General features: G+C 40.1%; 24 protein-coding genes. 14 read left to right on the plus strand and 10 right to left on the minus strand.

Translation table 11 applies throughout. The features are described from left to right. Positions 1-56 precede the first annotated feature (56 nt). From cysN to ED557_04730, 7 genes are read right to left on the minus strand one after another with little or no spacing between them, the layout of a single operon-like run. A complete protein-coding gene (gene cysN, locus ED557_04700) occupies positions 57-1,334 on the minus strand; it encodes a sulfate adenylyltransferase subunit CysN (GenBank protein ID RNC86075.1) in 1,278 nt (425 codons plus the stop codon). An 11-nt stretch (positions 1,335-1,345) separates the two neighbouring features. Further along, positions 1,346-2,251, minus strand: a complete 906-nt coding sequence (cysD, locus tag ED557_04705; GenBank protein ID RNC86076.1) for a sulfate adenylyltransferase subunit CysD — start codon at positions 2,249-2,251, stop codon at positions 1,346-1,348. A gap of 25 nt (positions 2,252-2,276) precedes the next feature. After that, positions 2,277-2,813, minus strand: a complete 537-nt coding sequence (gene cysC, locus ED557_04710; GenBank protein ID RNC86077.1) for an adenylyl-sulfate kinase — start codon at positions 2,811-2,813, stop codon at positions 2,277-2,279. Between the two features lie 3 nt (positions 2,814-2,816). Further along, positions 2,817-3,563, minus strand: a complete 747-nt coding sequence (gene cysQ, locus ED557_04715) for a 3'(2'),5'-bisphosphate nucleotidase (GenBank protein RNC86078.1) — start codon at positions 3,561-3,563, stop codon at positions 2,817-2,819. 12 nt (positions 3,564-3,575) lie between these two features. After that, a complete protein-coding gene (locus ED557_04720; GenBank protein ID RNC86079.1) occupies positions 3,576-5,345 on the minus strand; it encodes an SLC13 family permease in 1,770 nt (589 codons plus the stop codon). A 59-nt stretch (positions 5,346-5,404) separates the two neighbouring features. Further along, on the minus strand, positions 5,405-7,459 hold the full coding sequence (locus tag ED557_04725; protein ID RNC86080.1) for a helix-hairpin-helix domain-containing protein: 2,055 nt from the start codon (positions 7,457-7,459) through the stop codon (positions 5,405-5,407). 2 nt (positions 7,460-7,461) lie between these two features. Next, complete coding sequence (locus tag ED557_04730) at positions 7,462-8,250, minus strand: hypothetical protein (GenBank protein RNC86081.1); 789 nt, start codon at positions 8,248-8,250, stop codon at positions 7,462-7,464. A 55-nt stretch (positions 8,251-8,305) separates the two neighbouring features. Between ED557_04730 and ED557_04735 the strand changes: the two genes are divergently transcribed. The 6 genes from ED557_04735 (at position 8,306) to ED557_04760 (ending at position 14,298) form a co-directional block, all read left to right on the plus strand. Further along, the gene (locus tag ED557_04735; GenBank protein RNC86173.1) at positions 8,306-9,235 is read left to right on the plus strand and encodes a DUF4835 family protein; all 930 of its coding nucleotides are present in this window, start codon (positions 8,306-8,308) and stop codon (positions 9,233-9,235) included. Positions 9,236-9,357: 122 nt separating this feature from the next. Further along, positions 9,358-10,128, plus strand: coding sequence for an electron transfer flavoprotein subunit beta/FixA family protein (locus ED557_04740; protein ID RNC86082.1), 771 nt, complete (start codon positions 9,358-9,360; stop codon positions 10,126-10,128). A 49-nt stretch (positions 10,129-10,177) separates the two neighbouring features. Next, positions 10,178-11,155 carry an electron transfer flavoprotein subunit alpha/FixB family protein gene (locus tag ED557_04745; GenBank protein RNC86083.1) on the plus strand — a complete coding sequence of 326 codons (978 nt, stop codon included), beginning with the start codon at positions 10,178-10,180 and terminating at the stop codon, positions 11,153-11,155. 84 nt (positions 11,156-11,239) lie between these two features. Beyond that, the gene (locus tag ED557_04750) at positions 11,240-12,565 is read left to right on the plus strand and encodes an FAD-dependent oxidoreductase (protein RNC86084.1); all 1,326 of its coding nucleotides are present in this window, start codon (positions 11,240-11,242) and stop codon (positions 12,563-12,565) included. Next, entirely contained in the window at positions 12,562-12,864 is a 303-nt protein-coding gene (locus ED557_04755; protein ID RNC86085.1) for a 4Fe-4S ferredoxin, read from the plus strand. Before ED557_04750 ends, ED557_04755 begins: the two co-directional genes overlap by 4 nt. A 261-nt stretch (positions 12,865-13,125) precedes the next feature. Further along, entirely contained in the window at positions 13,126-14,298 is a 1,173-nt protein-coding gene (locus ED557_04760; protein RNC86086.1) for an acyl-CoA dehydrogenase, read from the plus strand. A 3-nt stretch (positions 14,299-14,301) separates the two neighbouring features. Here the strand turns inward: ED557_04760 and ED557_04765 are convergent, their stop codons facing one another. Continuing rightward, positions 14,302-14,592 carry a hypothetical protein gene (locus ED557_04765; protein RNC86087.1) on the minus strand — a complete coding sequence of 97 codons (291 nt, stop codon included), beginning with the start codon at positions 14,590-14,592 and terminating at the stop codon, positions 14,302-14,304. Positions 14,593-14,671: 79 nt separating this feature from the next. Between ED557_04765 and ED557_04770 the strand changes: the two genes are divergently transcribed. The 5 genes from ED557_04770 (at position 14,672) to ED557_04790 (ending at position 19,375) form a co-directional block, all read left to right on the plus strand. Next, entirely contained in the window at positions 14,672-15,874 is a 1,203-nt protein-coding gene (locus tag ED557_04770; GenBank protein ID RNC86088.1) for an acyl-CoA dehydrogenase, read from the plus strand. A 67-nt stretch (positions 15,875-15,941) separates the two neighbouring features. Beyond that, on the plus strand, positions 15,942-16,418 hold the full coding sequence (locus tag ED557_04775) for a cytochrome C (protein RNC86089.1): 477 nt from the start codon (positions 15,942-15,944) through the stop codon (positions 16,416-16,418). 8 nt (positions 16,419-16,426) lie between these two features. Next, entirely contained in the window at positions 16,427-16,996 is a 570-nt protein-coding gene (locus ED557_04780; GenBank protein RNC86090.1) for a uracil-DNA glycosylase family protein, read from the plus strand. A gap of 73 nt (positions 16,997-17,069) precedes the next feature. Further along, on the plus strand, positions 17,070-18,236 hold the full coding sequence (locus ED557_04785; protein ID RNC86091.1) for a cytochrome-c peroxidase: 1,167 nt from the start codon (positions 17,070-17,072) through the stop codon (positions 18,234-18,236). Between the two features lie 173 nt (positions 18,237-18,409). Then, positions 18,410-19,375, plus strand: coding sequence for an alpha/beta fold hydrolase (locus ED557_04790; protein ID RNC86092.1), 966 nt, complete (start codon positions 18,410-18,412; stop codon positions 19,373-19,375). Here the strand turns inward: ED557_04790 and ED557_04795 are convergent. Beyond that, entirely contained in the window at positions 19,372-20,172 is an 801-nt protein-coding gene (locus tag ED557_04795; protein ID RNC86093.1) for a DUF1080 domain-containing protein, read from the minus strand. The two genes, ED557_04790 and ED557_04795, sit on opposite strands and share 4 nt — an antisense overlap. A 62-nt stretch (positions 20,173-20,234) precedes the next feature. On the opposite strand from ED557_04795, the gene ED557_04800 reads away from it, so the two are divergent. Genes ED557_04800 through ED557_04810 form a run of 3 tightly spaced genes read left to right on the plus strand, consistent with a single transcriptional unit; the run spans position 20,235 to position 22,421 of the window. Next, entirely contained in the window at positions 20,235-20,831 is a 597-nt protein-coding gene (locus tag ED557_04800; protein ID RNC86094.1) for a CDP-alcohol phosphatidyltransferase family protein, read from the plus strand. Then, positions 20,831-21,784 (plus strand): phosphatidate cytidylyltransferase, encoded by a 954-nt coding sequence (locus ED557_04805; protein ID RNC86095.1) that lies wholly within the window; start codon positions 20,831-20,833, stop codon positions 21,782-21,784. Before ED557_04800 ends, ED557_04805 begins: the two co-directional genes overlap by 1 nt. A 1-nt stretch (position 21,785) precedes the next feature. Next, positions 21,786-22,421 (plus strand): 1-acyl-sn-glycerol-3-phosphate acyltransferase, encoded by a 636-nt coding sequence (locus ED557_04810; protein RNC86096.1) that lies wholly within the window; start codon positions 21,786-21,788, stop codon positions 22,419-22,421. Here the strand turns inward: ED557_04810 and ED557_04815 are convergent. Then, the gene (locus ED557_04815) at positions 22,410-23,144 is read right to left on the minus strand and encodes a peptidylprolyl isomerase (protein RNC86174.1); all 735 of its coding nucleotides are present in this window, start codon (positions 23,142-23,144) and stop codon (positions 22,410-22,412) included. The two genes, ED557_04810 and ED557_04815, sit on opposite strands and share 12 nt — an antisense overlap. Between the last annotated feature and the right edge of the window lie 1,264 nt (positions 23,145-24,408).

Here is a 24,408-nt window from a genome sequence, read left to right on the forward strand (position 1 = left end):
AGCCTGCAAGTAATATACGAGCAGGCTTTTTCTGTATATACGATATCTGATTCTTTTTAGATAATCATTCCCGCTCCCACAGTAACATTTGTGAATTCATCTACAATTATGAGACTACCTGTAGATCTATTCCTCTTGTAGCTATCATATAATAAAGGCGCTGTGGTGCGGATTTTTATCCTACCTATATCATTTAATCCAATTTCAAAATCATCTTCCTTTCTGTGAAGGGTATTAATATCAACTTTATATTTGATCTCCTTAACTATACAGCGAGCATCTTTGGTAGTATGCTTGATTGTATATTTTCCATTAAGCTGTAATGGTTGCTGATTCAACCAACAAACCATTAAGTCAATATCTTGTCCATTTTGAGGCTGATTATCCGCTTTAGCGATCATATCACCTCTACTAATGTCAATATCATCTTCCAAAGTAATGGAAACGGACATAGGTTGATATGCTTCTGCAATTTCTTCAGTATGATTATGAATGGACTTAATCTTAGAAGTAAAACCTGAAGGAAGCGCAATAACTTCATCGCCAGGCTTAAACACTCCTCCTTCTACTCTCCCCGCATATCCTCTATAATCGACGTAATCTTTTGATTGTGGTCGTACTACCCACTGAACAGGAAACCTTGAATCAACATGATTGTAGTCACTATTTACCTCCACATTCTCAAGAGTATACAGAAGGGTCGGGCCATTGTACCAATCCATTTTAGTTGATTTCTCAACTACATTATCACCATAAAGTGCACTGATCGGAATGAAGTGAATATCCGGCACATCCAATTTTGATGAAAACTCTTTGTATTGGCTAACTACTTTATCAAATGCTTCCTCACTATAATCGACGAGATCCATTTTATTTACACACAAAACAATATGTTTTATCCCTAATAAGGAAGCGATAAATGAATGCCTACATGTCTGTTCAATTACACCGTGCCTGGCATCAACCAAAATAATTGCCAGATTAGCGGTTGAAGCTCCTGTTACCATATTCCTGGTATATTGAATATGTCCAGGAGTATCAGCAATTATAAACTTTCTTTTTGGAGTAGAGAAGTACCTGTATGCAACATCAATTGTAATTCCCTGCTCGCGCTCAGCCGAAAGACCGTCTGTAAGGAGCGCTAAATTTGTATAGTCATCCCCTTTGTTTTTACTTGATTCCTCAATTGCTTCTAGCTGATCTTCAAAGATTGATTTTGAATCGTAAAGTAAACGACCAATTAATGTACTCTTACCATCATCAACACTACCTGCTGTAGTGAAACGAAGCAAATCCATATTCAGGTAAGCATTGCTATCTAACTGTTCTGACATCCTTTTAATCCTTAAAAATATCCTTGTTTCTTTCGCTCTTCCATAGCTGCTTCTGATCGCTTATCATCAGCCCTTCCCCCTCGTTCGGTGATTCTTGCCGAAGCAACCTCTTGTATAATTTCTTCTAGGCTAGATGCATTAGATAATACTGCACCGGTACAAGTAACATCACCAATAGTTCTAAATCGAACCGTTTTCTTTTCTGGGATCTCATGATCAAAATTCTGGATGTATTCCGATTTAGCCAAGTATACACTATCACGCTCAAATACTTCTCTTTCATGAGAAAAATAGAGAGAAGGTATTTTCACATTTTCAGCAGCAATGTACTGCCATACATCCATTTCGGTCCAATTACTCAACGGAAACACTCTGAAATGTTCTCCCATGTGTTTTTTCCCATTGAATAAATTCCAAAGTTCCGGTCTCTGGTTTTTAGGATCCCACTGACCAAATTCATCCCTATGTGAGAAAAATCGTTCTTTTGCACGGGCTTTCTCTTCATCTCTTCTTGCTCCACCAAAAGCAGCATCAAATTTATACTTTTCAAGTCCATCTAGTAGCGCTGTAATCTGAAGCGTATTTCTACTAGCTCTTGGGCCCGTTTCTTCTCTAACCTTACCTTGATCTATTGCTTCCTGTACACTAGCTACCAGCATTTCAACGCCGAGCTCTTCTGCTAACCAATCTCTGAAGTCAATGGTCTCGTCAAAGTTGTGGCCTGTATCAACATGCATAAAAGGAAATGGAATTTTACCTGGGTAAAATGCTTTTTTCGCTAAATGAGCCATGACAATTGAATCCTTTCCTCCTGAAAATAATAGGACAGGCTTCTGGAATTGCGCAGCTACTTCACGCATAATCAAAATTGCTTCTGACTCAAGCTGCTGAATATGGGTTAGTCTATATGATGTCATTTTTTACTGCGTTTTAAAGTCCTTATTAAGATACAGCTTTATGGCTATTTAGATATCCTATTACTTTTTGGACTGCTTCTTCTAGCGTAATATTTGTCGTATCTATTTCCAATTCCGGATTCTCCGGAGCTTCATAAGGATCATCTAGTCCTGTGAAATGTTTGATTTCTCCTGCACGAGCTTTGGCATATAATCCTTTAACGTCACGGCGCTCACATTCTTCATAGGGCGTGGAGATATAAACCTCAGTAAAATCTTCACAAAGATCTCTCACAAAATCTCTGGCTTCTTTATAAGGAGATACGAAAGATCCAATTACGAATACTTTATGAGCTTGTAACCTACTGGCTAAATAACCAACTCGTTTAATATGATTGTTTCGGTCTTCTTTGGAGAAGCCAGTTTTCGGAAAAATATCCCTGATAATATCACCATCAAGGTGTTCAACTTCATATCCAAGATCTTCAATGATCTTAAATACCTGCTCCGAAATTGTGCTTTTACCTGAGCCCGATAACCCTGTGAACCAAAGAACCGTGGGTTTCCATTTAATCTCGTTCATAGCTTAAAAGCCCAAAATAAATGATGGGTTTAATAAATTTTCTTTGTTGTACATTAGTTCGGATGGATGCTGTCCCTCTTTAGCCGAATTCCGATATACACAATCACCAGCTGCCACATCCCACTCCATGGTTGGCGCCATTCTAGGGTAAAAATCTGCTTTACCTTCGGCTACTAAGCATATTTTTAAAGAACTTCCCGATTTAATTCTTTCCTTGATGTTTAGATCTTCTTTCTGAAGAAAATCTTCTAACTCTTGAGATCCATGAGATCTGCTTTCGATCATGCTTAAAGGACTTGATTTGTCAGCTCGTTCAGAAAAAATTCGCACTGGAATATCATTTCCAACTTGCTTGAAGGAGCCAAGCCCTTTTTCAGCATAGTAAGTGAGATCCATAGCTGGGGTATATACTACTCCCAAGATTGGCTCACCATTTTCAATAAGAGCGATATTTACCGTAAACTCGCCGTTTTTTTTGATGAATTCCTTGGTGCCATCTAGAGGATCAACAATCCAAAACTTATTCCAGTTTTTTCTTTCGTCAAAATCTGGAACTCCAGATTCCTCAGAGATTATAGGTGTGTTGGGATCTATGGACCTTATTCCATTTATAATTTCATGATGCGCTGCCAAATCAGCCTTTGTCAAAGGAGACTCATCTTTTTTATGAGTAACTTCTATCTCTTCATTATAATACTCAAGTATTTTTACCCCAGCCTGCTTGGCAATCTTGATGATATCTTCAATCATTAAATAATAGTGTCAAAAACTCCAAAATTTAGACACTAAAGATATGGTTATTACCGCTACGATCAAATTTAATGGAAGCCCTATTTTGATGTAATCTGTATACCTATAGTTTCCTGGACCATAAACCATGAGATTAGTTTGGTAACCAACAGGTGTAGAAAAACTTGCAGATGCTCCCATAATTATTACCAAAGCAAAGGGGATAAAATCTACTTGAAGTGATTGTGCTATTGAAAGAGCAATTGGAAAAACTAAGACTGCTGCTGCATTATTAGTAATGAGCTCAGTAAGTATCCATGTTATGAAATAAGTGATGATGAGGGCGATAGCTGGATTTTCTTTTGCGAGAGATAACATTCCCTCAGCTAAGTTTGATGCTACACCAGTTGAAGATAGAGCACTCCCTATTCCCAGAGAAGCTCCAATAGCTATCAATACCCTCCAATCAATAGCCTCTATACTAACCGAGTAACGGATACACTTGGTAACAATCATAAGCCCACCAGCTATAAAAGCAGCTTGGAGCATACTCATGATATTTAATCCTGCAAGAACAACCATAACTGTCAGAATTAGTATAGCTACTCCTGACTTCTCAAAATTTGTTCTAACAGCGCTTTCGATCGGGCTTATCAAATAAAAATCATTTGCGTTCCTGTACCTTCTTTGGAATGATCTTTTTGCCTCAAGAAGTAAGGTATCTCCTGTTTTTAAAGTAATATCGCCGACTTTTTCTTTTAGCCTTTCCCCACTTCTCGAAACTGCCAGAACCACAGCATTATATCTATCCCGAAACTTACCTTCTTTTATTGTCCTTCCCTTTATTGGATTAGATGTCGACACTACCGCCTCAACCAGAACCCGATCGTTTTTGGAAGCATCCAGTTTGAACACCTGATCCGTTGCTGGTACTAATCCCTGTATATTTTGGAGATCAACTATCGAATCTACAATACCCGCAAAAACCAACCGGTCCTTTTGCTTCAATTTCTGGCCAGGCCCAACTGCTGCAATGATCTCCCCCTCTCTTATTATTTCCACCAGAAATAAACCGGGAAGTTGTCTCAACCCTGCTTCCTGAATTGTTTGACCAACAAGCGAGCTTCCTTTAGACACCACCATTTCTATTGTGTATTCCCTTGGGTCTTTGAACGTTTCGAATGCTTCTCCTCTCGAAGGAAGCAACTTGTCTCCAAAAATCAGGAGGTATACAAACCCAGCGATAGCACAAGGAATTCCGATAAGTGCTGGCTCAAATAGACCAAGGGAACGGGTGCTTGTTTCCTCAATCAACAAACCATTCAGAATTAGATTCGTGCTGGTACCAATTAACGTACAGGTACCTCCCAGAATGGCAGCATAACTCAACGGAATCAGGATTTTGGAAACGGGTATCCTTGTTCTTTTGCTCCAATGTTCAAGAGCAGGGATAAATGAAGCAACAATGGGTGTATTATTTAGAAAAGCACTCATCACCATTACAGGGAACATAATTCGTGCTTGAGAAGAACGAACTGTATTCGCATTGCCCATTACTTTCTGTGTAATGTATTGAATAGCGCCAGTCTCTTTTAATCCAGCCGCAACAACATATAATGCTGCAACAGTAAGCATTCCTTCATTTGAGAAACCAGAAAGAGCGGCCTCGGGAGCAATTATACCTGACACTAGCAGAATAGCTAATCCTGCTAGTAATATCATGTCCACGGAAAGATGTGTAGTTATGAGTAGGACTAAACAACCAATTATTACTCCTACTACCGACCACCCTTCAATTGTCATAAGCACGAAGTTTGAAATTCGGACGAATATAGGATTTTAAATACTGACTTTATGAAGAATTAACGGATTTGTATCCTCGCTTGTAGTCCTATGAATGAACGCTTGTTACCCTGAATCTCTCCAAGCCCGCTACTCAGTGTTTGTGCATCTTCAATAATTGTGATGGAGTATTTGGCCCAAATATCGATCCATTCTGTAGCTTCATATTTTAATACCATATACATACGCTGCCCTCTGTCGCTTAATGCTGTATTTGACAGCACATAAAGAAGATCATTTTCAAACTGGTAGAGCCTTGTATCAAAACTATCTGTATCAAAAAGAGTGATTCTGGCATCAATTTGCAGCTTTCTGGAAGGAAGTATTCTTAAATCCTGATAAATAAGAATCCCGGACTCCCAATCTTCTCCCGCTCCTTGAAATCTAACAAACTCCCCTCTCGTCCTAAGTCTTACCTGTCGGTTTATTTGGTATTCCGTTTGAATTCTAATACTCGCCCTTTTTTCATTTCCAAGGGTTATCACTTCCCTTCCTTCCTGATCAGTCATCAAGAACTCGTCGTCCTTGACCTCATTTCTTATGAGTACATAGACATTTAGATTTCGAGATAAACTCCCTTCTATTAACCCTAGCACATCATATCCCTGTGTAGGTTGCGTATTCCCAGATCTCGGAGCATTAAAGCTATATTGATCTATATACCCACTTATTGTAAAACGATTGGATAGGCCGTGTGCAATCCCAAGATAAATTCCATTTTCGTTATTCGGATCTCCTGAAGATTCCCCAAATCCATCCCCTAAAAAGGATTGGAAGTCCTTTTGATAATTTCGATATAAGATGGCGATATCGGTATTAAGACCAATTGGAGCTTCTAATCCTGATACTAAGCCCAAGCCCCCATTTTCGCTTCTGGCAGCCTCTGCAAATAAAAAGGAATTCCCAACTAGTCCCCGGTAGTCAACTCCGAATACGGAATTAGATTTACCTTCAAAATCGAATAAATCACTTAACGAACTTCCTGCTTCAATGTAAGAGTTAAATGTAGTCTGATAGCCCGTGACACCTAAATACCCAAGAGGAGAATCAAACGTAACCCTTCCTCCAAAAGTCTCCTGATCTATATTATTTCTTCTTTCGATCTCAGAAAGGGTTCGATGAAATCCACTTGAAGATGGAAAATTGGTTGTATCTCCATTTATTACTGAAGCCGTTCTGGGACGGCTAGAATAAAAACCTGTAACCTGCAGCCTGTTCCCATATGTCGCGGCAATACCTCTAAAAAAATCCGTTTCCTGGGCTGAGCCATAAGCTCTTAACCCTCTCTCATTTTTGTTAACAGTTCCGGTTACTTCTCTTCCTTTTCCAAAAGCACCTCCTGTCCAAAGCACCAACCCCTGACCAAAGCTGAGGCTATAATCTCCAACTACCAGGTTTTTTAAGTTTCCATTTTCCCTCAACTCGATATGCCAGGAATTAAAGTCGAAATCGGTTGGACCTGAAAGAGTCTCACCTGCATCTTTTTCTTGTGTTAGATTTAAGGAAAGATGATCGCTCCTCATCCGAAGTCTTTGGTAATATTTAACCGCATTTCCTGTGTACCCACCTAGCGAATCTTCTCTCAAAAAGCCTTCTTGATCCTGAATATTTTGTTGATATCTGGAAATATATTCGAACTGATTCCCTGAAAGCCAATAGCCGGGATTTGTATAGAGATTAGCAAACCTATCAGATACCCCACCTACTGTTATGTAGGGTCTCATCCTTTGAAAAGTAGCAGCACCAATTCCTGATACTCTTTGAATGTCAGATACACGTTCAAAAGGATTATTTCTCCGGAAATCAATTACTGCCCGAGCGAGGATCAAGTTAAACCCAGGAATTTGAAGCAGTTCATTCACTCCTGCTGAGTTTATATTGATAGGATTAGAAGCTAAATCTTCTAAAAACTGAGTAAGTTGCTCCCCGGTCAGTCCGGTTTCCTCTGTATCCAGCTCTTCAAATGCTTCTTCAAGCTGTTTTTCGACCTCTACCTGGGAGCTATCCTGAGCTTGAACACTTGTCAAAAGAAAAAAAAAGAAACAGCCTAGCAATATTTTACTGGGGACTCGCATTGCTAGAGATTAATCAAAATATCAAAACCTGGGCTTAGACCAAGTGCGTAGTGTTGTTGAACTGCTACATTGATTTCCCAAAAATCTTTACCGTATCCGAATCCAAACGAATAGGTAAGTGGCTCAGTAGTAATTCCAGCTCTACCTAAAAAACCTTCTACAATTGTAACCTCTAAACCTCCCCTATATGACACCGGAAATCGGACATCCTTTACTACATCTACAACTAGCAGAGCCTGTTCCTCCAAATTGTAGCTAAAGCCAATACTCAAATCTGTAGCCAGGTCTTCTTCGTCAGTAGAAAATTCATAAGAAGAACGGTTTAGATTTGTCGCCTTGGCTCCAATCCAAAGTTGCTCAGTTATCTGGGAAGCCAAACCTACATCCATACTTATAGCTCCGCCAGAGCCATATACACCGCCAAATGAGATGTGATTATAATTTAGTGTAACACCAAAATGGAGAAGTTCCCATTCGTTCTTATATCCAAGTTTGATTCGGGTTTCGCTAAATAGGTTATCGCCATAGCGATGGAAGCCAAGAGCACCTATCCCAACAGAAGTTGGCAAACTTCCAAAAGCTGCCATGTCGGTAATTTCTGCAAAACCGTAATTCCTTAAACCGTAAAAGCCGACAGTAGATGAAGAACTACTTAGGAGCGCAGGGTTTCCAAAAATGGCCCAGTTACTCTCCTTTAATGCTGAAGTAGCTTGTCCAAGGCTAATCTCTCTAGCTCCCATGGTAGTTTGAGCTGATACATATGCAGGAATTGCACAAATAATGAACAGCAAAGAAATTTTATATGACATTCTTCGTATTCGTATCATTGGCTTAAGTTTATTCAATATGATATATCTAGAAGGAATAAAAAAAGTGTTTAATGCAAGAATTCATGGTTTAATAATATTGCTGTTCATTCCTATCACCTCGTTATCGCAAGAATTCGACTGCCGGGTAAATGTAGATGACACAAATCTAGAGGGAACATCCTTTGAATATGTTAAAGAATCTCTACAGACAGATCTGGAAAATTATATTAATGAATTTCGATGGACTGAAGTTGAATTCCAGGAACAGGAACGTATTTCATGCCAGCTGTCTATTGTACTTGTAGATGGAGACCAGGATTTCAATTTTGTTGCAGAAACAGTGATTTCCGCAAGAAGACCTGTTTATAATACTACTTCTGAGACTACTTCTATTATTATTGGAGACCAGTCCTGGCAGTTTTCCTACCCTCAAGGAAAAAGCCTAATCCATGAAGAATTGCAATTTGAATCCCTCACAGGATTTATTGACTACTACATGTATTTAATTCTTGGATATGATTTTGACAGTTTTTCTCCTTTAGGAGGAACAGATTATTTTGAACTGGCGCAAAATATAGTAGATCTGGCTCAGAATGAGAATACGATCGGCTGGAATAGAAATAGTAATAATCAAAGGAACCGATTTGTGCTTATTGCTGATCTTCTGAATAATAATTACCACCCACTTAGAAACGCTTACTACACCTACCATCGATTAGGATTAGACACATTTACACAAAACCAGGAGGAAGCAAGGAGACAAGTCTTAGCCAGCCTTACTGAGATTCGTGATGCAAAGAGGCGTTCCACAAGTAATTTTTTATATGACCTCTTCTTTGATTCAAAATCAAAAGAAATCGCCTCCATCTTCAGAGATGCAGACAGTCGTGTACAACTACAAGCTTATACTATTCTACAGGAAACTGATCAAGGTCATTTAAGCGAGTACAACGAGTTACAGAACTAACTTTCTTTTTCTTCCATCTTTATCTCTCTGGTGCAAACTTTTTCTGTTTCAAAGTTGTATATTATTTGGCTTAAAAAAGCGGTTCCACAGGAACAAATATCAAGACGAAAATTACGGAGCGAATGAAATTTTTTGTATGTATTAAGATGGTGCCAGACGTTGGTGCTCCCTTCCAAATTAAAGATGGCGAACTGATAATGGATAGTGATCGCATGGTGCTCAATGCCTATGACGCATCCGCCGTTGAGGAAGCGCTGGTTCTAACTGAAAAACATGGTGGAGAAGTAGAGGTTGTATGTATTGGCTCAGCGAAAGCTTCAGAAACCATCAGAAAGGCACTGGCAATGGGTGCCCATAAAGGAAGTCATATTGTAGTTGAAGGCGATAATAATTTTGATTCCGGAAGCTATTCGAGCATCCTTGCTGCCTTCTTTAAAGATAAAAGCTACGATGTAGTATCTCTGGGTAAGCAATCACAGGACACAGACTCCGGATTAACAGGAAGCATGTTGGCAGAAGCATTGGATTTACCCTATGCAACCAATGCTGTGGGTCTTGAAATCGAAAGTGACAATTTAGTAGTGAAGCGCCAAGGAGATACCGGTCAGGAAATGATTGGCCTTCCCTTCCCTTGTGCCATTACTTGTTCAAATGATATGAACGAGCCACGGATTCCAAATCTAAAGGGCATTATGGCTTCTAAAAGAAAGCCGATTGACACTATTGAACTTTCTTCTCTTGGTTTGTCGGAAGGCGAGCTTAAAGCCTCATCAAAAGTTACTTCTTACGAACATAAACCAGCACGTAAAGCAGGAAGAAAATTCGAGGGAGAAGCAGATGAAATTGCTCGAGAAGTAGCTCAGCTCCTTGATACCGAAGCCAGTGTGATTTAAGGGTTCTCCCTATCACTAAACAAGAATATAAAATCGATTTAATAGTTTAATGAGTTCAATTTTAACCTATGTCGCCATCTCTGAAGGCAAAGTAAAACGCTCATCCTTAGAAGTACTCTCAAGAAGTAAACAAATAGCAGATGCAAATGGATTGACCTGTACCGCAGTAATTATCGATCCTTCCGCTTCTTCTTTCGCAAGTACCATTCAGCAATATGGTGCTTCAGAAATTTTTGTAGTTGAAGATGCTTCATTCGACAAGCACAGAAACGCTCCATTGACATCAGCATTAACAAAGGTGATGGAAACAAGTTCTCCAAGTGTTGTTGCCTTCGCCTCTACAGAAGGCACTAAAGACATTCTCGGTGCTCTTGCAGCAAATCAAAAAGCAGGAGTAGTTGCTGATGTTTCTTCCTTTGATTTTGATGGAAACAAAGTATCGGCAAAGCGCCCGGTAATGGCTGCTAAAATGATGGCCAATGTAGAAGTGGAAGGAAGTCCTATCCTTGTTTCAGTTAGATCAGGCTCCTATGATTTAATTGAAGCTTCAAGCGAGGCTACCGTCTCTAATATTTCTGTATCAGTGGATATAAATACACTTAGAGCTACGCTGCGTGAAATAGTATCTGCTACGGGTGATACTATCGACCTAAACGAAGCTGAAGCCATTGTTGCAGCAGGAAGAGGAGTAAAAGACGAAGAAGCCAAAGCATTAATAAGTGAACTTGCTGATGTGCTTCATGCAGGAATTGGCGCTTCCAGAGCTCTTACTGAAGCTGGCATTTATGACCCAAGTCTTCAAATTGGGCAAACAGGTAAAGTAGTATCTCCACAGCTATACATTGCAGTAGGAATTTCGGGTGCCATTCAGCACGTGGCAGGGATGGCTAATAGCAAGGTGATTGTAGCTATCAACAAAGATCCTGATGCCCCTATTTTCGAAGTAGCAGATTATGGCATTGTGGGAGATTTATACAAGGTTCTCCCTCCTTTCATCGAAGAGTTGAAAAACATAAAGCATAACTAGTTCAAAGTGTCTTAGCGAGGTCTCGAAAACCTTCGAGACCGTGCCTATCTCAGAGAGATTGCTTCGCTAACGCTCGCAAAAATTATGGAAGATAAATTTGATTGTATTGTAATCGGAGGTGGGGTTGCAGGCTTAGCAGCTGCCATGACGCTCGCCCGAAATAACATGAAATTCTTGCTCATAGAACGAGGAGAATTTGCAGGAGCAAAAAATGTTTCTGGTGGGGTTTTATGGGGAAGTGATCTTGCAAAACTAGTCCCTAACTATTGGGAAGAAGAAGACGGAGGTTGGGAACGCTACATCAACCATCGCCGACTCACCTTCATGGATGAGCAATCAACATTTTCCCTGGATTTTAAATCCCAGCACTTCAATGAGACTCCTTATTCCGGGGTAGTAGTACTTCGTTCAAAATTTGACAACTGGCTTTCCGGCAAGGTACAGGAAGCCATCGATGCCAGCGATTTTGCCATGGATTCCTTCATTGCTACCAACATAAAGGTAGATGAAGTTATGATGGAGAATGGAAAAGCTGTTGGTATTAAAACCGGAGAAGATGAATTTCACGCAGATTCAGTAATTATTGCTGAAGGGGTTAATAACCTGCTTACTCGTCAGGTTGGTCTTCAGGATAGCTATGTTCCTGCAGATCATATGCTCACTGGCATTAAAGAGATTATTCGTTTTGATCAAAAAGTATTGGAAGACCGTTTCCAATTAAATGGTCTAAGCGGGATGAGTAACGAGTTTGTGGGCTGGGCCACCGATGGTGTAGAGGGCGGAGGTTTTCTTTACACCAACCGAGACACCATCTCACTCGGACTTGTCATTGGCATTAAAGATATGCGAGAAAAGAAGAGAAGTCCTCATGATCTTCTTAACCATTTCAAAACTCACCCTACTATCGCTGATGCCATTAAAGGTGGAGAAATTGTTGAGTATTCAGCGCACGTGGTTTCTTCTGGTGACTCAAGAGCCATGCCAAAAGAGTTGTATAAAGACGGTGTTCTGATTGCCGGAGAAGCGGCAAACCTATTAATGAACGCTGGAAAAGCAATACAGGGCATGGATTATGCTATGAGATCAGGGATACTGGCTGCAGAGACCATTGTGAAGGCCAAGGAAAAGGGAGATTACTCATCGGCTACTTTAAAAGGCTATCGAACTGCGTTGAATGAGAGTTATGTGATGAAAGACATCAATAACTTCCAGGATGCGGTTCACTTACTTCACACAGAAACCATGCAGCAAAAGGTTCCAAACCTTGTGTGTGATTTTGGGCGTCAGTTCTTCACTATTAAAAACGAGCCCACTCCAAAATCTGAAAAGATGCTACTTGGAGCTGTTAAAAGACATTCATCACTCTGGGAACTAATGAAATTAGGATTCAAAGCGCGTAAGTCATTATGAAAAATCTAAAATTATCTGAACGACTCGGACTTGTTAGCTATCGCAACCAGGCTAAATCAGAAATTAAACCTCACATTATTGTTGATACCGATATTTGTAACTCGGGATGTCCTCATAAATGTACTACCTGGGTCTGCCCTGCCAATTGCTATACCATGGATGACAACCAACAAGTTCATTTCCAGGTTGAAGATTGCATCGAATGTGGAACGTGTATGTATGCATGTGACCAGGGAGCCGTAGACTGGAATTTTCCAGACCCGGAAATTGGCCGTGGTGTGAACTGGAACTTTGGGTGATCTGCACCTAAGTCATTCCGCTGCGAAAGCCGGAATCTGAAGTTAGATTAAAACCAAGGTTCTACTTTTAAAAGCTAAATTTAGATTCCTGCCTTCGCAGGGATGACCAAGAAGTAAGCATATCTGGTCTGATTCTGAAAAAGTTTTACCCTCACGATATTTAACAAAAACTAATCCCATCGCGAACGCTTTATTGCTTTAATTGCGTTATCTTGGAAGCGGTTCCAAATAATAAAATTAATGAATAAAGAAGGATAGTTGATGGACACATTATTAGAACAAAGCCTTTCATTTGATCTTACTGAAGATCAAAAAATGATTCGTGATAGTATTAAAGAATTTGTAGAGAGAACGGTAGCTCCAACTGTAATGGAGCGAGACAATAGCAAAGAATTCCCAATGGAGATAGTGAAGGAATTGGGAGAAATGGGAATGCTTGGTATCTATCATCCTGAACAATATGGAGGCGCCGGTTTTGATACTCTAAGTTTCTGCCTGGTATTAGAAGAAATTGCACGTTGGGATGCTTCTCTTGCTTTAACTGTAGCTTCTCATACCTCCTTAGGAACCGGTCATATCGCTATTGCAGGAAATCATGACCAAAAACTGAAGTACATGCCGGATTTATGTTCAGGTGAGCATTTAGGAGCCTGGTGTTTAACCGAACCAGGATCAGGAAGCGACTCTTCCGGAATGAAAACTACCGCTGTACGAGATGGTGATCACTACATCATCAATGGTTCAAAGATTTTTATCACTCAAGGCTCAGTAGGTGATATTTATATTGTGCTTGCCAAAACAAACCCGGAAATGGGAACCAAAGGAATCAGTGCTTTTATAGTAGAAGCCGATCGGGAAGGAATTACTCCGGGACCGGGTATGCATAAATTAGGCATGAACTCTTCGGATACCACTGAAGTAGTTCTTGAAAATGTGAAAGTGCCTGCGGAAAACCTACTCGGAGAAGAAGGCAAAGGCTTCTATGACACCATGAAAGTATTAGATGGTGGTCGTGTTGGAATCGCTGCACTTTCTGTCGGAATTGCCCGAGGAGCCCTGGAAGAATCATTAAGATACTCCCAGGAAAGAAAGCAATTCGGCAAACCCATTGGCAATAACCAGTACATTGAGGGAAAGCTGGTAGATATGGCCACTGAAATTGATGCCGCAAGACTCCTGGTTTGGAGAGCCGCCACATTGAAAGATCAGGGTAAGCCTTACACTACCGAAGCTTCAATGGCTAAGCTTTTCGCTTCAGAATTATCTGTAAAAGCTTCGCTAGAAGCTGTACAGATTCATGGAGGCTATGGATACACCAAAGAATACCATGTAGAGCGTTTCTTACGAGATTCCAAGCTTATGACTATTGGCGAGGGTACTTCAGAAGTTCAGCGCTTAATTATTGCCAGAGAGCTTAAAAAGACGCTTTCGTAATTTTTAAACCAAAAGAACAATAATTACTACAACTGCTGCTGCAATCAAAAGAACACCCGCTCTTCTCCTTTGGGGTCTTTCCTGATTTTCTATGTCGATTTCCTTCAATTCAATAGATTTCACTACATCACTTAATGAAAGATTTTCTGATCCGAATGAGAATGTATTATTTACCTTTTCTAGCTCATTTGCTGGAACAACGAAATCTGATGAGGAAGACTGAAATGAGGCTTGTTGTGCATGTAGAGCTCCTGAAAGGCACAAAAGAAATGAAAGTGTTAGTATTTTTTTCATGAAATTAGATTAATTATTAACATTAAAACCATAGTTAATACACTCATCTCAACCATATCCCCTAACCAATCTTTTTTTAATGTCAAAAAACCTTTTCAACATCGACGACCCTTTTCTTTTTGAATCAGAATTAAATGAAGAGGACAGGCTGATCATGGAAACTGCCCGAGATTATGCCCAAGCTAATCTTGAGCCCAGGGCACTTAAAGGAAACACCGATGAGTTTTTCGATAGAGAAATAGCCAGAGAAATGGGCGAAATGGGGCTACTGGGAGTGAATATCCCGGAAGAATACGGTGGAGGTGGAGCCAGCTACACTGCTTATGGCTTAGTAGCGCGTGAAGTGGAACGGGTTGATTCCGGCTATCGATCCTTCATGAGTGTACAATCCTCGTTGGTGATGTACCCCATTTCCATTTTTGGTACCGAAGAACAAAAGCACCGCTTTATTCCAAAACTAGCTTCTGGAGAAATCATTGGTTGTTTCGGGCTTACCGAACCTGATCATGGTTCTGATCCGGGATCTATGGTTACAACCGCGGTAAAAGTTGATGGCGGCTGGAAAATGAATGGCGCCAAAATGTGGATCACCAACTCCCCTATTGCTGATGTTGCCGTAGTATGGGCTAAGGCCAAAGAATCGAAAAACGATGAAGGGGTAATTCGAGGCTTCCTTCTTGAAAAAGGAATGAAGGGCTTCTCTGCTCCTCATACCAAATACAAAATGAGCCTCCGTGCTTCTGAAACCGGAGAGCTGGTATTCGATGATGTATTTGTTCCTGATGAAAATGTATTCCCGGAAATCAAGGGACTTAAAGGTCCATTTATGTGCCTGAACAGTGCGCGATATGGAATTTCCTGGGGAACCATTGGCGCTGCAGAATTCTGCTATCAAAAAGCACGACAATATGTATTAGACCGTAAGCAATTTGGAAAACCATTAGCTGCTAACCAGCTTATCCAAACCAAACTGGCCAATATGCTTACCGATATCACAGCAATGCAGATGCTGGCCCTTCGTCTTGGTAAATTAAAAGATGAAGGAAGAGACCACCCTTCCATGACTTCGCTAGCCAAACGCAATAATTGTGGTAAAGCGTTGGAAATTGCACGCATCGCCAGAGATATGCATGGTGGTAATGGTATTACCGGTGATTATCGAATCATCCACCACATGATGAACCTGGAATCGGTGAATACTTATGAAGGTACTTACGATATCCATGGGTTGATTCTAGGAAGAGAGATCACCGGGATTCAATCGTTTACTCCAAAAGGCTAGGTTTCATTAAGTATTTTAGAAGTTTATATTCGCAGAAATCATTCTCTGATAAAGAATTACATCTGCTATGCTTCAAAAAATCCTTTTAGGCCTTCTTGGCGTTTTCCTTATTATGCAAATCTTTCAAATCGATAGAACTAACCCGGAATCTGATCCGGCTTTAGATTTAATGAATATCCACAACCCACCTGCTGAAGTGGCTACCATTCTTAAAACAGCATGTTATGATTGTCACTCTGATAAAACCGTATATCCATGGTATACCTATGTACAGCCTGTGGGATGGTGGGTGAAAGACCATGTGGACCATGGGAAGTCACATTTGAACTTTTCCACTTTTGGGGAATATCCTCCAAGAAGAGCTGACCATAAACTGGAGGAAGGTGTAGAATATACCCTGAATGAAGAAATGCCTCTCCCCTCTTATACCTGGGGACATGCCGATGCCCGGCTTACAGATGAGCAACGAGAAACCCTGGCTGACTGGTTTGAATCCCTTCGTCCCATCGTATATCCTGATAGTTTAAATGGGAGCGACTCTTAACCTTCCATTTGGAGCAGCTTCTAAAGAATATAGCGCAATGCCGGGTTTGTGAAGAATTTCTTCCCTTAGAACCCCGGCCAGTTGTTCAGGCTTCGCCAACAAGTAAGATATTAATTATCGGCCAGGCGCCGGGGACTAAAGTCCATGAATCCGGAATTCCATGGGATGATCCCAGTGGCGATAGGCTGCGTTCGTGGATGAATATTTCGAAAGAAATTTTTTATGACCCTTCTGTAATAGCCTTAGTACCTATGGGTTTTTGTTATCCGGGAAAAGGAAAGTCTGGTGACCTTCCTCCTCGTCCGGAATGTGCTCCTCTATGGCATCAATTGTTACTGGATTCAATGCCTGAGATCAGGCTTACTCTGCTTTTTGGAACTTATGCCCAATCCTACTATCTCAAAGACAGGATGAAGAATACATTATCTGAGACGGTTAAAAGCTTTAGGGAATACCTTCCTGAATATTTACCTATGCCCCATCCATCCCCTCGTAATAACATTTGGCTAAAGAAAAATCCCTGGTTCGAGGAAGAGGTGATTCCCTGGTTAAGAAGATCAATTAGCTCCTCTTTGTAGAATTTTAATTTCTTTTAGGGGTATTACTCAAGTCAGGTGTAATAGGGTCAAAAGAACTCATGTAAAGTATGTTATGAGACCCTATAAAAATTTATTCCTCGCCCTAATTTTTTTATTTGTTGCCTGTGAAGAAGCTTCAAATAACTCTGTAGCAGAAGAAGAAATTTTAGAAACTGAAGAGGCGGCAGTTCTGGATCAATATCTAAACTTACCCGACCAAGCATACAACTATGCCGATCCAGATCTGCCCGCTTTCTTCAATCAAAATGACAATGAAGAACAGGACAATACTCCCAATAACAATCCGGTAACAGATTGGGGTGCCACTTTAGGAAGAGTTCTTTTTTATGATGTAAACCTATCTGCAAATAATACCATCTCCTGTGCTTCCTGTCATGTTCAGGAAGATGGTTTTTCAGATCCTAACCAGTTTAGTGAAGGTTTTGAAGGTGGACTAACGGGTAGGAATTCAATGGGATTATCCAGTGCAGCGTTCTATGAAAATGGGAACTTCTTTTGGGATGAACGTGCTGGCACGTTGGAAGAACAGGTTCTATTGCCTATTCAGGATGCGATTGAAATGGGTCTTACTCTTGAAGAAATGGTGGTAAAAGTATCTGCACAGGAGTACTACCCTATTCTATTTACCCGGACTTTTGGTGATGATGAGATTACTTCAAACCGGATTTCTTTAGCTCTTTCTCAGTTTGTTCGATCAATGGTTTCTTACCAATCTAAATATGATGTTGGACGAGCTCAGGTGAATGACTCTGAGGATGATTTTCCCAACTTTACTGATCTTGAAAACTTAGGAAAACGTGTTTTCTTTTCAAACAATACTGATTGCTCTAATTGTCATACTTCTGATCACTTTGTTGGGGATGAGGCCAGAAACAATGGACTGGATGCAGTGTTAACCGATCTTGGACTCGGAGAAATAACGGGAAGAAATCAGGACAATGGGAAGTTCAAAACCAATTCCCTTAAAAATATTGAGTTAACCGCTCCTTACATGCATGATGGCAGGTTCGCAACCCTTGAGGAAGTAGTTGAACATTATGACTCGGGTATACAGAACAGTCCTAACCTGGATAACAGACTTAGCAATAGAAACGGAACGCCTGTACGAATGAACTTATCCAACCAGGAAAAAGCAGCTCTTGTTGCTTTCATGAAAACCTTAACTGATACAGAACTTATTACTGACGAGAAATTCTCAAATCCATTTAGAGACAATTAACTCCGCACAGGCACAAGCGATAGGGGCGCAAGCGTAGTTGCTTGCGCCCTTTTTATTTAAAAAGTTTTTTCGCAACCTGGTAATAATATTCCCTAAGTTTAGGCGATGTACGTACGAATAAAACATCCTTTTGGGCTAGCCGTAATTGAGGCAATTATCAGAGATTACACTATATGAGCATAACTAAGAATATCGTTCGTTGCCTTTTTGTATTCTTTTTCTTGATTGGTGCTTTATCTGAAAGCTCTTTTGCACAAGATGTAACCAGGACGAATATTACTTTTAATAATGGCCGATTCACTCTACATGGTGAGCTAGTAGTTCCTGATACTGCAACCAATGCTCCAGTATTGGTCTTCCTGGTAGGCTCAGGTCCTAATTCTTCGCATCGAACTATCTATAAAGACTTTGTACAGGAAAACCTCGAACAACTTTTTCTAAACGAAGGAGTAGCGCTCCTCTATTTTGATAAGCGAGGAGTTGGTAAATCAGAAGGTAAGTGGCAACGAACCAATTTATATGAGCGGGCATCTGATGCTAAAGCCGCTGTAGACTTTCTAAAAACACAGGGGAGAATCGACTCATCCAGAATTGGAGTAATAGGTCACAGTCAAGGGGGCTGGGTCGCTCAAATTATGGGAGATCGTTACCGGGATGAACTTAAACTTATCGCCTCTTTAGCTGCTCCTACCTATGATATCAAACTCAAGCTCACCAATGAGTATTACAGTAAATACCTGTGTGAAGGAAAACCCGATAATGAAGCTTTTGATAAGGCTAGTAAAAAGTCCATTTCTGATATCAATTGGGTTACTTGGTTTCCTGTGAGAAAAGCATGGAGACAACTGAGAGAATTAAGCAACTTTAATCCGGAGCCCCACCTTCTTGAACTTAATTTACCAGCTTTCTTTGCTTTTGCAGAAAATGATTTTTACGTCTACCCGGGATGGGCCATTGGAGCCATTAATGATAGCTTTAGCCAGGATATCCCTGAGAATATCAGTCTCCAAATCATACCCGCTGCTAATCATGATTTTAGGATAGCTACTATGTGTGTGTCTGATGAGGAAGCCTCCTCAGAGCCTTATTCAGAATATTTTCAGCAGGTTTTTAAAACCTGGATTTTAGAGAATCTCTAAAGTTCTCTTACCCAAATATTTCTAAAACGCATAGGGTCTCCATGATCCTGTAAAGCTATCGGTAGTTTAGCTTCATGAGCTACATAATATGGAGTGCCTATATAGCAGGTTGGCCCGAGTAACTCTACATTATTCTGTACCAATACTCCATTATGAAACACAGTGATGCGTGCAGGAGATACTAGCGTACCTTTATCTGAAAATTTAGGTGCCATAAAGATGATATCATACTCTTGCCACTCACCTACGGGTTTTGAAGCATTTACAAGAGGGATATGCTGCTTATAGACAGAACTCGCCTGTCCGTTGTTATAGGTTGGGTTTTCATATGAATTTAGGACCTGAACTTCATACATACCCATGAAAAATACTCCACTATTACTATAAAGCTGTCCACTTTTTCCTTCATCTTCAGGAGCCAACCACTCAATATGAAGTTGTATGTCTCCGAAGCCTTGACGGGTCTCTATGTTTCCTGTTCCTGGCTTCACCACCATCTCCCCATTCTCAATCAACCATGGAGCAACCTCACCATCTCCATCTGCTTTAAGGGTAGGTATGATATCCTTCATACCATCCATACTTGCACCAAGGCCTTGCTTTAAACTTTGCCATTTAGATAAGTCACTTCCATCAAAAAGCACAATAGCATCAGAAGGAGCGCTAGTCCCTACCCCGGGAGTGACTTTCTTTAAATCAACATATAACTCAGTAGCTTCGGGAACCTGAGCTTGGAAGGCAAATAAACATGGAGTAATAAAAACAAACATTAAAAGTTGGCTAACAAGTGTTTTCATAGGTTTTAAAATTTGAATTAGTAGATTAGCGTTACCCAATTGGATTTAAATATAGCGTCTTTATGATCTCCATTTATGAATTAAAACCGAGATTTCAAAAACTACTTAATCCTGTTCTGAAAGCATTTAATAGGGTTGGTATTACAGCTAATCAAATAACACTTTCTTCTATTTTATTATCTGCCATCATTGGAATTCTTTTCTCGTATTCACCCAAATATAATTGGTTAATGCTCGCTGTACCTGTTGGTTTATTTTTACGAATGGCATTAAATGCGTTGGACGGAATGATGGCTAGAACTTATGATCAACAATCTAAAATAGGTGAAGCTTTAAATGAGATTGGAGACGTATTATCCGATCTGTTCATTTACTTCCCTCTGCTTCTTTTTTTTGACGAAGCTCAGCTTTTAATCGTTGTTTTCTTATGTCTCTCGATATTGAATGAATTTTCAGGAATACTATCAAAAACAATTTCAGGAGAACGAAGATATGATGGTCCAATGGGTAAAAGTGATAGAGCATTTATTATTAGCTGCATTGCCTTACTCATTTTTTTTGAGATCAATCTTCTCCCTTTTCAAATGTGGATATTTTCAATCATAAACTTGCTAATATTAGTAAGCACTTTTAAACGACTAAAAGCAGGGATTTCCTGATGGACAAGATATTTGCACTCGATAGTATTTTTTCAAATGAACTATTAATCGTAGTTGCTTTAATCTTAGGACTATTGGTAGTGGTAAGCATCGCTTTTTGGGTTATTGGTCATTTGAAACCAAGCCTTGACCTTTCTGAGCTAAAAGCGCGTACTAAGTCTTGGTGGGTTATGAGTATTGTGTTCCTGCTAGCTACTATGGTAGTAAATGAAATCTCCTATGTAGCCATTGCTTTCCTGTCCTTTGTTGCCTTTCGAGAGCTCTACTCTATTTTGGATTTCAGAAACTCTGATAGAAATGCTGTGCTATGGGCATATCTCGCTATTCCTATACAGTATTTCCTCGCTTATATAGGCTGGTATGGAGCCTTCATCATCTTTATACCTGTCGTCATGTTCTTATTGCTTCCATTGCGTCTTGTACTTAAAGGAGATACAAAAGGAATTGTGGAATCCATGTCCAAACTTCAATTCACAGTGATGCTTTCAATATTTGGAATAAGTCACATGGCCTATTTCATATCCTTACCTGAAATCGATGGATTTTTATCTGGAGGACGTGGGCTACTCCTCTTTTTAGTTTTCCTTACAGAGATTAATGATGTTCTTCAATTTACGTTTGGTAAGATTTTTGGGAAGCATAAAATTATCCCTTCAATTAGCCCAAATAAGACTTGGGAAGGATTTTTGGGTGGACTAATAAGTACCACTGTTATTGGCTATTTCCTGAGTTTTCTAACTCCTCTAAGTGGTTTTTATGCAGCTTTTGCGAGTTTTCTCATAGCCTTTGCCGGGTTCTCTGGAGACATCGTTCTATCAAGTATCAAAAGAGATATCGGGATAAAAGATACTTCAGATACTATTCCAGGTCACGGAGGAATACTTGATAGAATTGACTCGCTCTCCTACACGGCTCCTGTTTTCTTTCATTTTATCTACTATTTAGCCTATTGAGATGCGAAAGATCGTATTGATTTTAATCTGGTGCGTACTCGTAAAGTGGTTTCTAAGAGCAATTGTAGGGATAAAAACCAAAAACTCGGAAGCTCTTAAAAAAGAATCTCAATTTGTAATCATTGCTAATCATAATAGTCATCTCGATACCGTAAGCATCCTTTCTTCAATACCCCCCAAAAGAATTCATACTGTGAAACCAGTTGCTGCAGGCGATTATTTTGGAAAGACTCGTTTTTTGGGTTTCCTCAGTAATTACTTCCTGAATACTCTCCTTATAAGCAGAAAAAATATTCGTTCAGAGACATCAGGAAACCCCATCGATAAAATGATAGAGGAACTTGATAAAGGCAACTCACTTATCCTTTTTCCTGAAGGAACAAGGGGCGAGCCTGAAGTAATGTCTAAATTCAAGCGAGGCATAGGAGTACTGTTAGAAAAAAGACCTGATATCAAATACCTACCCGCTTATATGAAAGGCATGGGTAAGACTTTACCGAAAGGCGAGCGAATTTTAGTCCCATTTAATAGTGTTCTTTTATTCGGAGAACCTAAAAAAGCTCAGCACGTTAACTCAAAAGAGATAATCCAAGAAATTGAGCAGGAGATTCTAAATCTGAAGGACTCATTCAATTAAAGAAACCTGCCAGTAGGCTTTTTCTATGTAATCCCCTCGTACAATTCGATCTACCACTTCCATTCCTTCAATCACTTCTCCAATGATGGTATATCTTCCTGTTAAGTGGGGCATCCAATCGTGCATAACAAAAAACTGACTTCCTTCTGTATCGGTGCCGGCACTAGCAATACCTACTTTACCCCTGAAATAGTGAGTTGCACTTCCTTCAGTTGGCACCACATAATCAGGTCCGCCAAAACCATCCTGAGTCTCTATATCTCCACCCTGAATTACAAAATTTGGTATTACCCTATGAAAGGGTACCCTGTTATAGACTCTTGCTGTAACCAGACTATCCATTCCTGATATAGTAGCCGGAGCAGTGAGAACATCCATCTGGATTAAGATATCTCCCTTATTCGTTTCAAGAATTAAAACGGGAGAGATACCTAATTTGGTTAAGCGCCTCCAGTCGGGTTTCCTAAATACAGTACTTGGAGCTGCACCCTCTTCAATTTCCCATCCTTGATTTCTAAGCGTCTGATTCAGTGCACTATTACCTAATGCAGCCAAGGAATCTATTAGAGCTTGTGCATCATCCTCAAAACGATCTTTTAGAACAGATGTAATTGCCTGATATACTTCTATATCTTCCGGAAGTTTAAACCGGGTGAGAAAGTCTTCGATAACGTAGTACTCTGAATCTTCGATAATGAGCGAGTCCCTCAATAATGAAGCCATTACAAATGTCATTGAGCGATCTACTGATCCTAAAACCTCTCTGACTTCTTGTTTTACTTCACTCTGAAATTCAGTCTTTTGATCTTCCTCTAAATTTTCCCACCAACCTGCCAACTCCTGGATACCGAAAAATTTAATTAAGCGCTGTTCGGAGGCAATGTCTGATTTAAGTTGTTCTAAAAACTCTGTATTTGATAATGTCTTCTTTAGGACATTGTAGAATTTAGGTCTCAGGTATGGATCTTCACCAGCTAATTCATAAACGATATCTTCATATTGTCCAGGATTCCTGATAGTGTTTATAGCTTCTAACCGTAATGACGGCTCTACTCCTCTGATAAGTCCCACTTTATTGAGAATCGCGCGATCCAGCTCTCCCAACAACTCCGGTTTACTTTGAATCGCAATAAGCGACTCAATGATTACATTTGGGTTTACATGATCAAGCATAGCATTTAATACCACAACAGCATGCTTGGTATGAGGATATCTTGCTATTCCTCTTGAAATCTCAATCGCCAGTTGCACATCCATGGTTTGGTATTCATCTAGTTCAAACCTGAAAAGAGCAACATCCATATTATTCGGCATTAAGATTCGGGTAATGTATTGCTCAGCTGCAGGGGTATCCGGATAGAAGTTCTCCAGCATTTCGAGCATTTTCTGTTCATTCCCTTCATCAAGTTCCTTCCGTGTTCTATAAATACCATATAGGTGAGCTTGTATCAATCTTCCATTTGTTGATGAAAATGCCTTTTCTATGATTGCCATCTCATCTTCTTTACTAAGCTCATCACTTGCGGATAATCTGCCAATCGCCAGGGCAGTTTCGAATCCGTCCTCAAAACCCGAGGTATTCTCACTGTTTAACAACATCGATAATGTCTCCATGTTTCCGTGAAGACCAAGTACCGAAGCCAGGCCGGCTTTATTTATCCCCTCTTCCTGCCAATACTGATGTAGTACGTTCAACTGTGCTTCTTCAATTTCTTTAAACCATAAAGAAGCCCAGGCCTCTTTTGTATTTGCTTCCCTTACTTTCTGGATCAATCCCTCTATATCCTCGGTTTGGGTGTTTATCATTGCATTCCAGGCTTGGGTACTTAAAAGATCAGAATTAGTAGCACCTAGTATTCCCTGCTCATCTCTTTCAAAAACAGAAGTATAAAGTTCAGGATAGTCAACTGTTAGAAGCTCCGTTTGCTCAGGAGTAGTTTTCGTGCAGTTTGTAGCTATGAGAAGCAGAAAAAAAGCCCCAAATATC

Origin of the sequence: Balneola sp. (genome assembly GCA_003712055.1) — a bacterium.
GTDB lineage: Bacteria > Bacteroidota > Rhodothermia > Balneolales > Balneolaceae > RHLJ01.

Bases quoted from the DNA above. Each gene is read 5' to 3' on its own strand.
- cysN (RNC86075.1), bottom strand. From the start codon at position 1,334: ATGTCAGAACAGTTAGATAGCAATGCTTACCTGAATATGGATTTGCTT.
- cysD (RNC86076.1), bottom strand. From the start codon at position 2,251: ATGACATCATATAGACTAACCCATATTCAGCAGCTTGAGTCAGAAGCA.
- cysC (RNC86077.1), bottom strand. From the start codon at position 2,813: ATGAACGAGATTAAATGGAAACCCACGGTTCTTTGGTTCACAGGGTTA.
- cysQ (RNC86078.1), bottom strand. From the start codon at position 3,563: ATGATTGAAGATATCATCAAGATTGCCAAGCAGGCTGGGGTAAAAATA.
- ED557_04720 (RNC86079.1), bottom strand. From the start codon at position 5,345: ATGACAATTGAAGGGTGGTCGGTAGTAGGAGTAATAATTGGTTGTTTA.
- ED557_04725 (RNC86080.1), bottom strand. From the start codon at position 7,459: ATGCGAGTCCCCAGTAAAATATTGCTAGGCTGTTTCTTTTTTTTTCTT.
- ED557_04735 (RNC86173.1), top strand. From the start codon at position 8,306: ATGATATATCTAGAAGGAATAAAAAAAGTGTTTAATGCAAGAATTCAT.
- ED557_04740 (RNC86082.1), top strand. From the start codon at position 9,358: ATGAAATTTTTTGTATGTATTAAGATGGTGCCAGACGTTGGTGCTCCC.
- ED557_04745 (RNC86083.1), top strand. From the start codon at position 10,178: ATGAGTTCAATTTTAACCTATGTCGCCATCTCTGAAGGCAAAGTAAAA.
- ED557_04750 (RNC86084.1), top strand. From the start codon at position 11,240: ATGGAAGATAAATTTGATTGTATTGTAATCGGAGGTGGGGTTGCAGGC.
- ED557_04755 (RNC86085.1), top strand. From the start codon at position 12,562: ATGAAAAATCTAAAATTATCTGAACGACTCGGACTTGTTAGCTATCGC.
- ED557_04760 (RNC86086.1), top strand. From the start codon at position 13,126: ATGGACACATTATTAGAACAAAGCCTTTCATTTGATCTTACTGAAGAT.
- ED557_04765 (RNC86087.1), bottom strand. From the start codon at position 14,592: ATGAAAAAAATACTAACACTTTCATTTCTTTTGTGCCTTTCAGGAGCT.
- ED557_04770 (RNC86088.1), top strand. From the start codon at position 14,672: ATGTCAAAAAACCTTTTCAACATCGACGACCCTTTTCTTTTTGAATCA.
- ED557_04775 (RNC86089.1), top strand. From the start codon at position 15,942: ATGCTTCAAAAAATCCTTTTAGGCCTTCTTGGCGTTTTCCTTATTATG.
- ED557_04785 (RNC86091.1), top strand. From the start codon at position 17,070: ATGAGACCCTATAAAAATTTATTCCTCGCCCTAATTTTTTTATTTGTT.
- ED557_04790 (RNC86092.1), top strand. From the start codon at position 18,410: ATGAGCATAACTAAGAATATCGTTCGTTGCCTTTTTGTATTCTTTTTC.
- ED557_04795 (RNC86093.1), bottom strand. From the start codon at position 20,172: ATGAAAACACTTGTTAGCCAACTTTTAATGTTTGTTTTTATTACTCCA.
- ED557_04800 (RNC86094.1), top strand. From the start codon at position 20,235: ATGATCTCCATTTATGAATTAAAACCGAGATTTCAAAAACTACTTAAT.
- ED557_04805 (RNC86095.1), top strand. From the start codon at position 20,831: ATGGACAAGATATTTGCACTCGATAGTATTTTTTCAAATGAACTATTA.
- ED557_04810 (RNC86096.1), top strand. From the start codon at position 21,786: ATGCGAAAGATCGTATTGATTTTAATCTGGTGCGTACTCGTAAAGTGG.
- ED557_04815 (RNC86174.1), bottom strand. From the start codon at position 23,144: ATGGCTTCATTATTGAGGGACTCGCTCATTATCGAAGATTCAGAGTAC.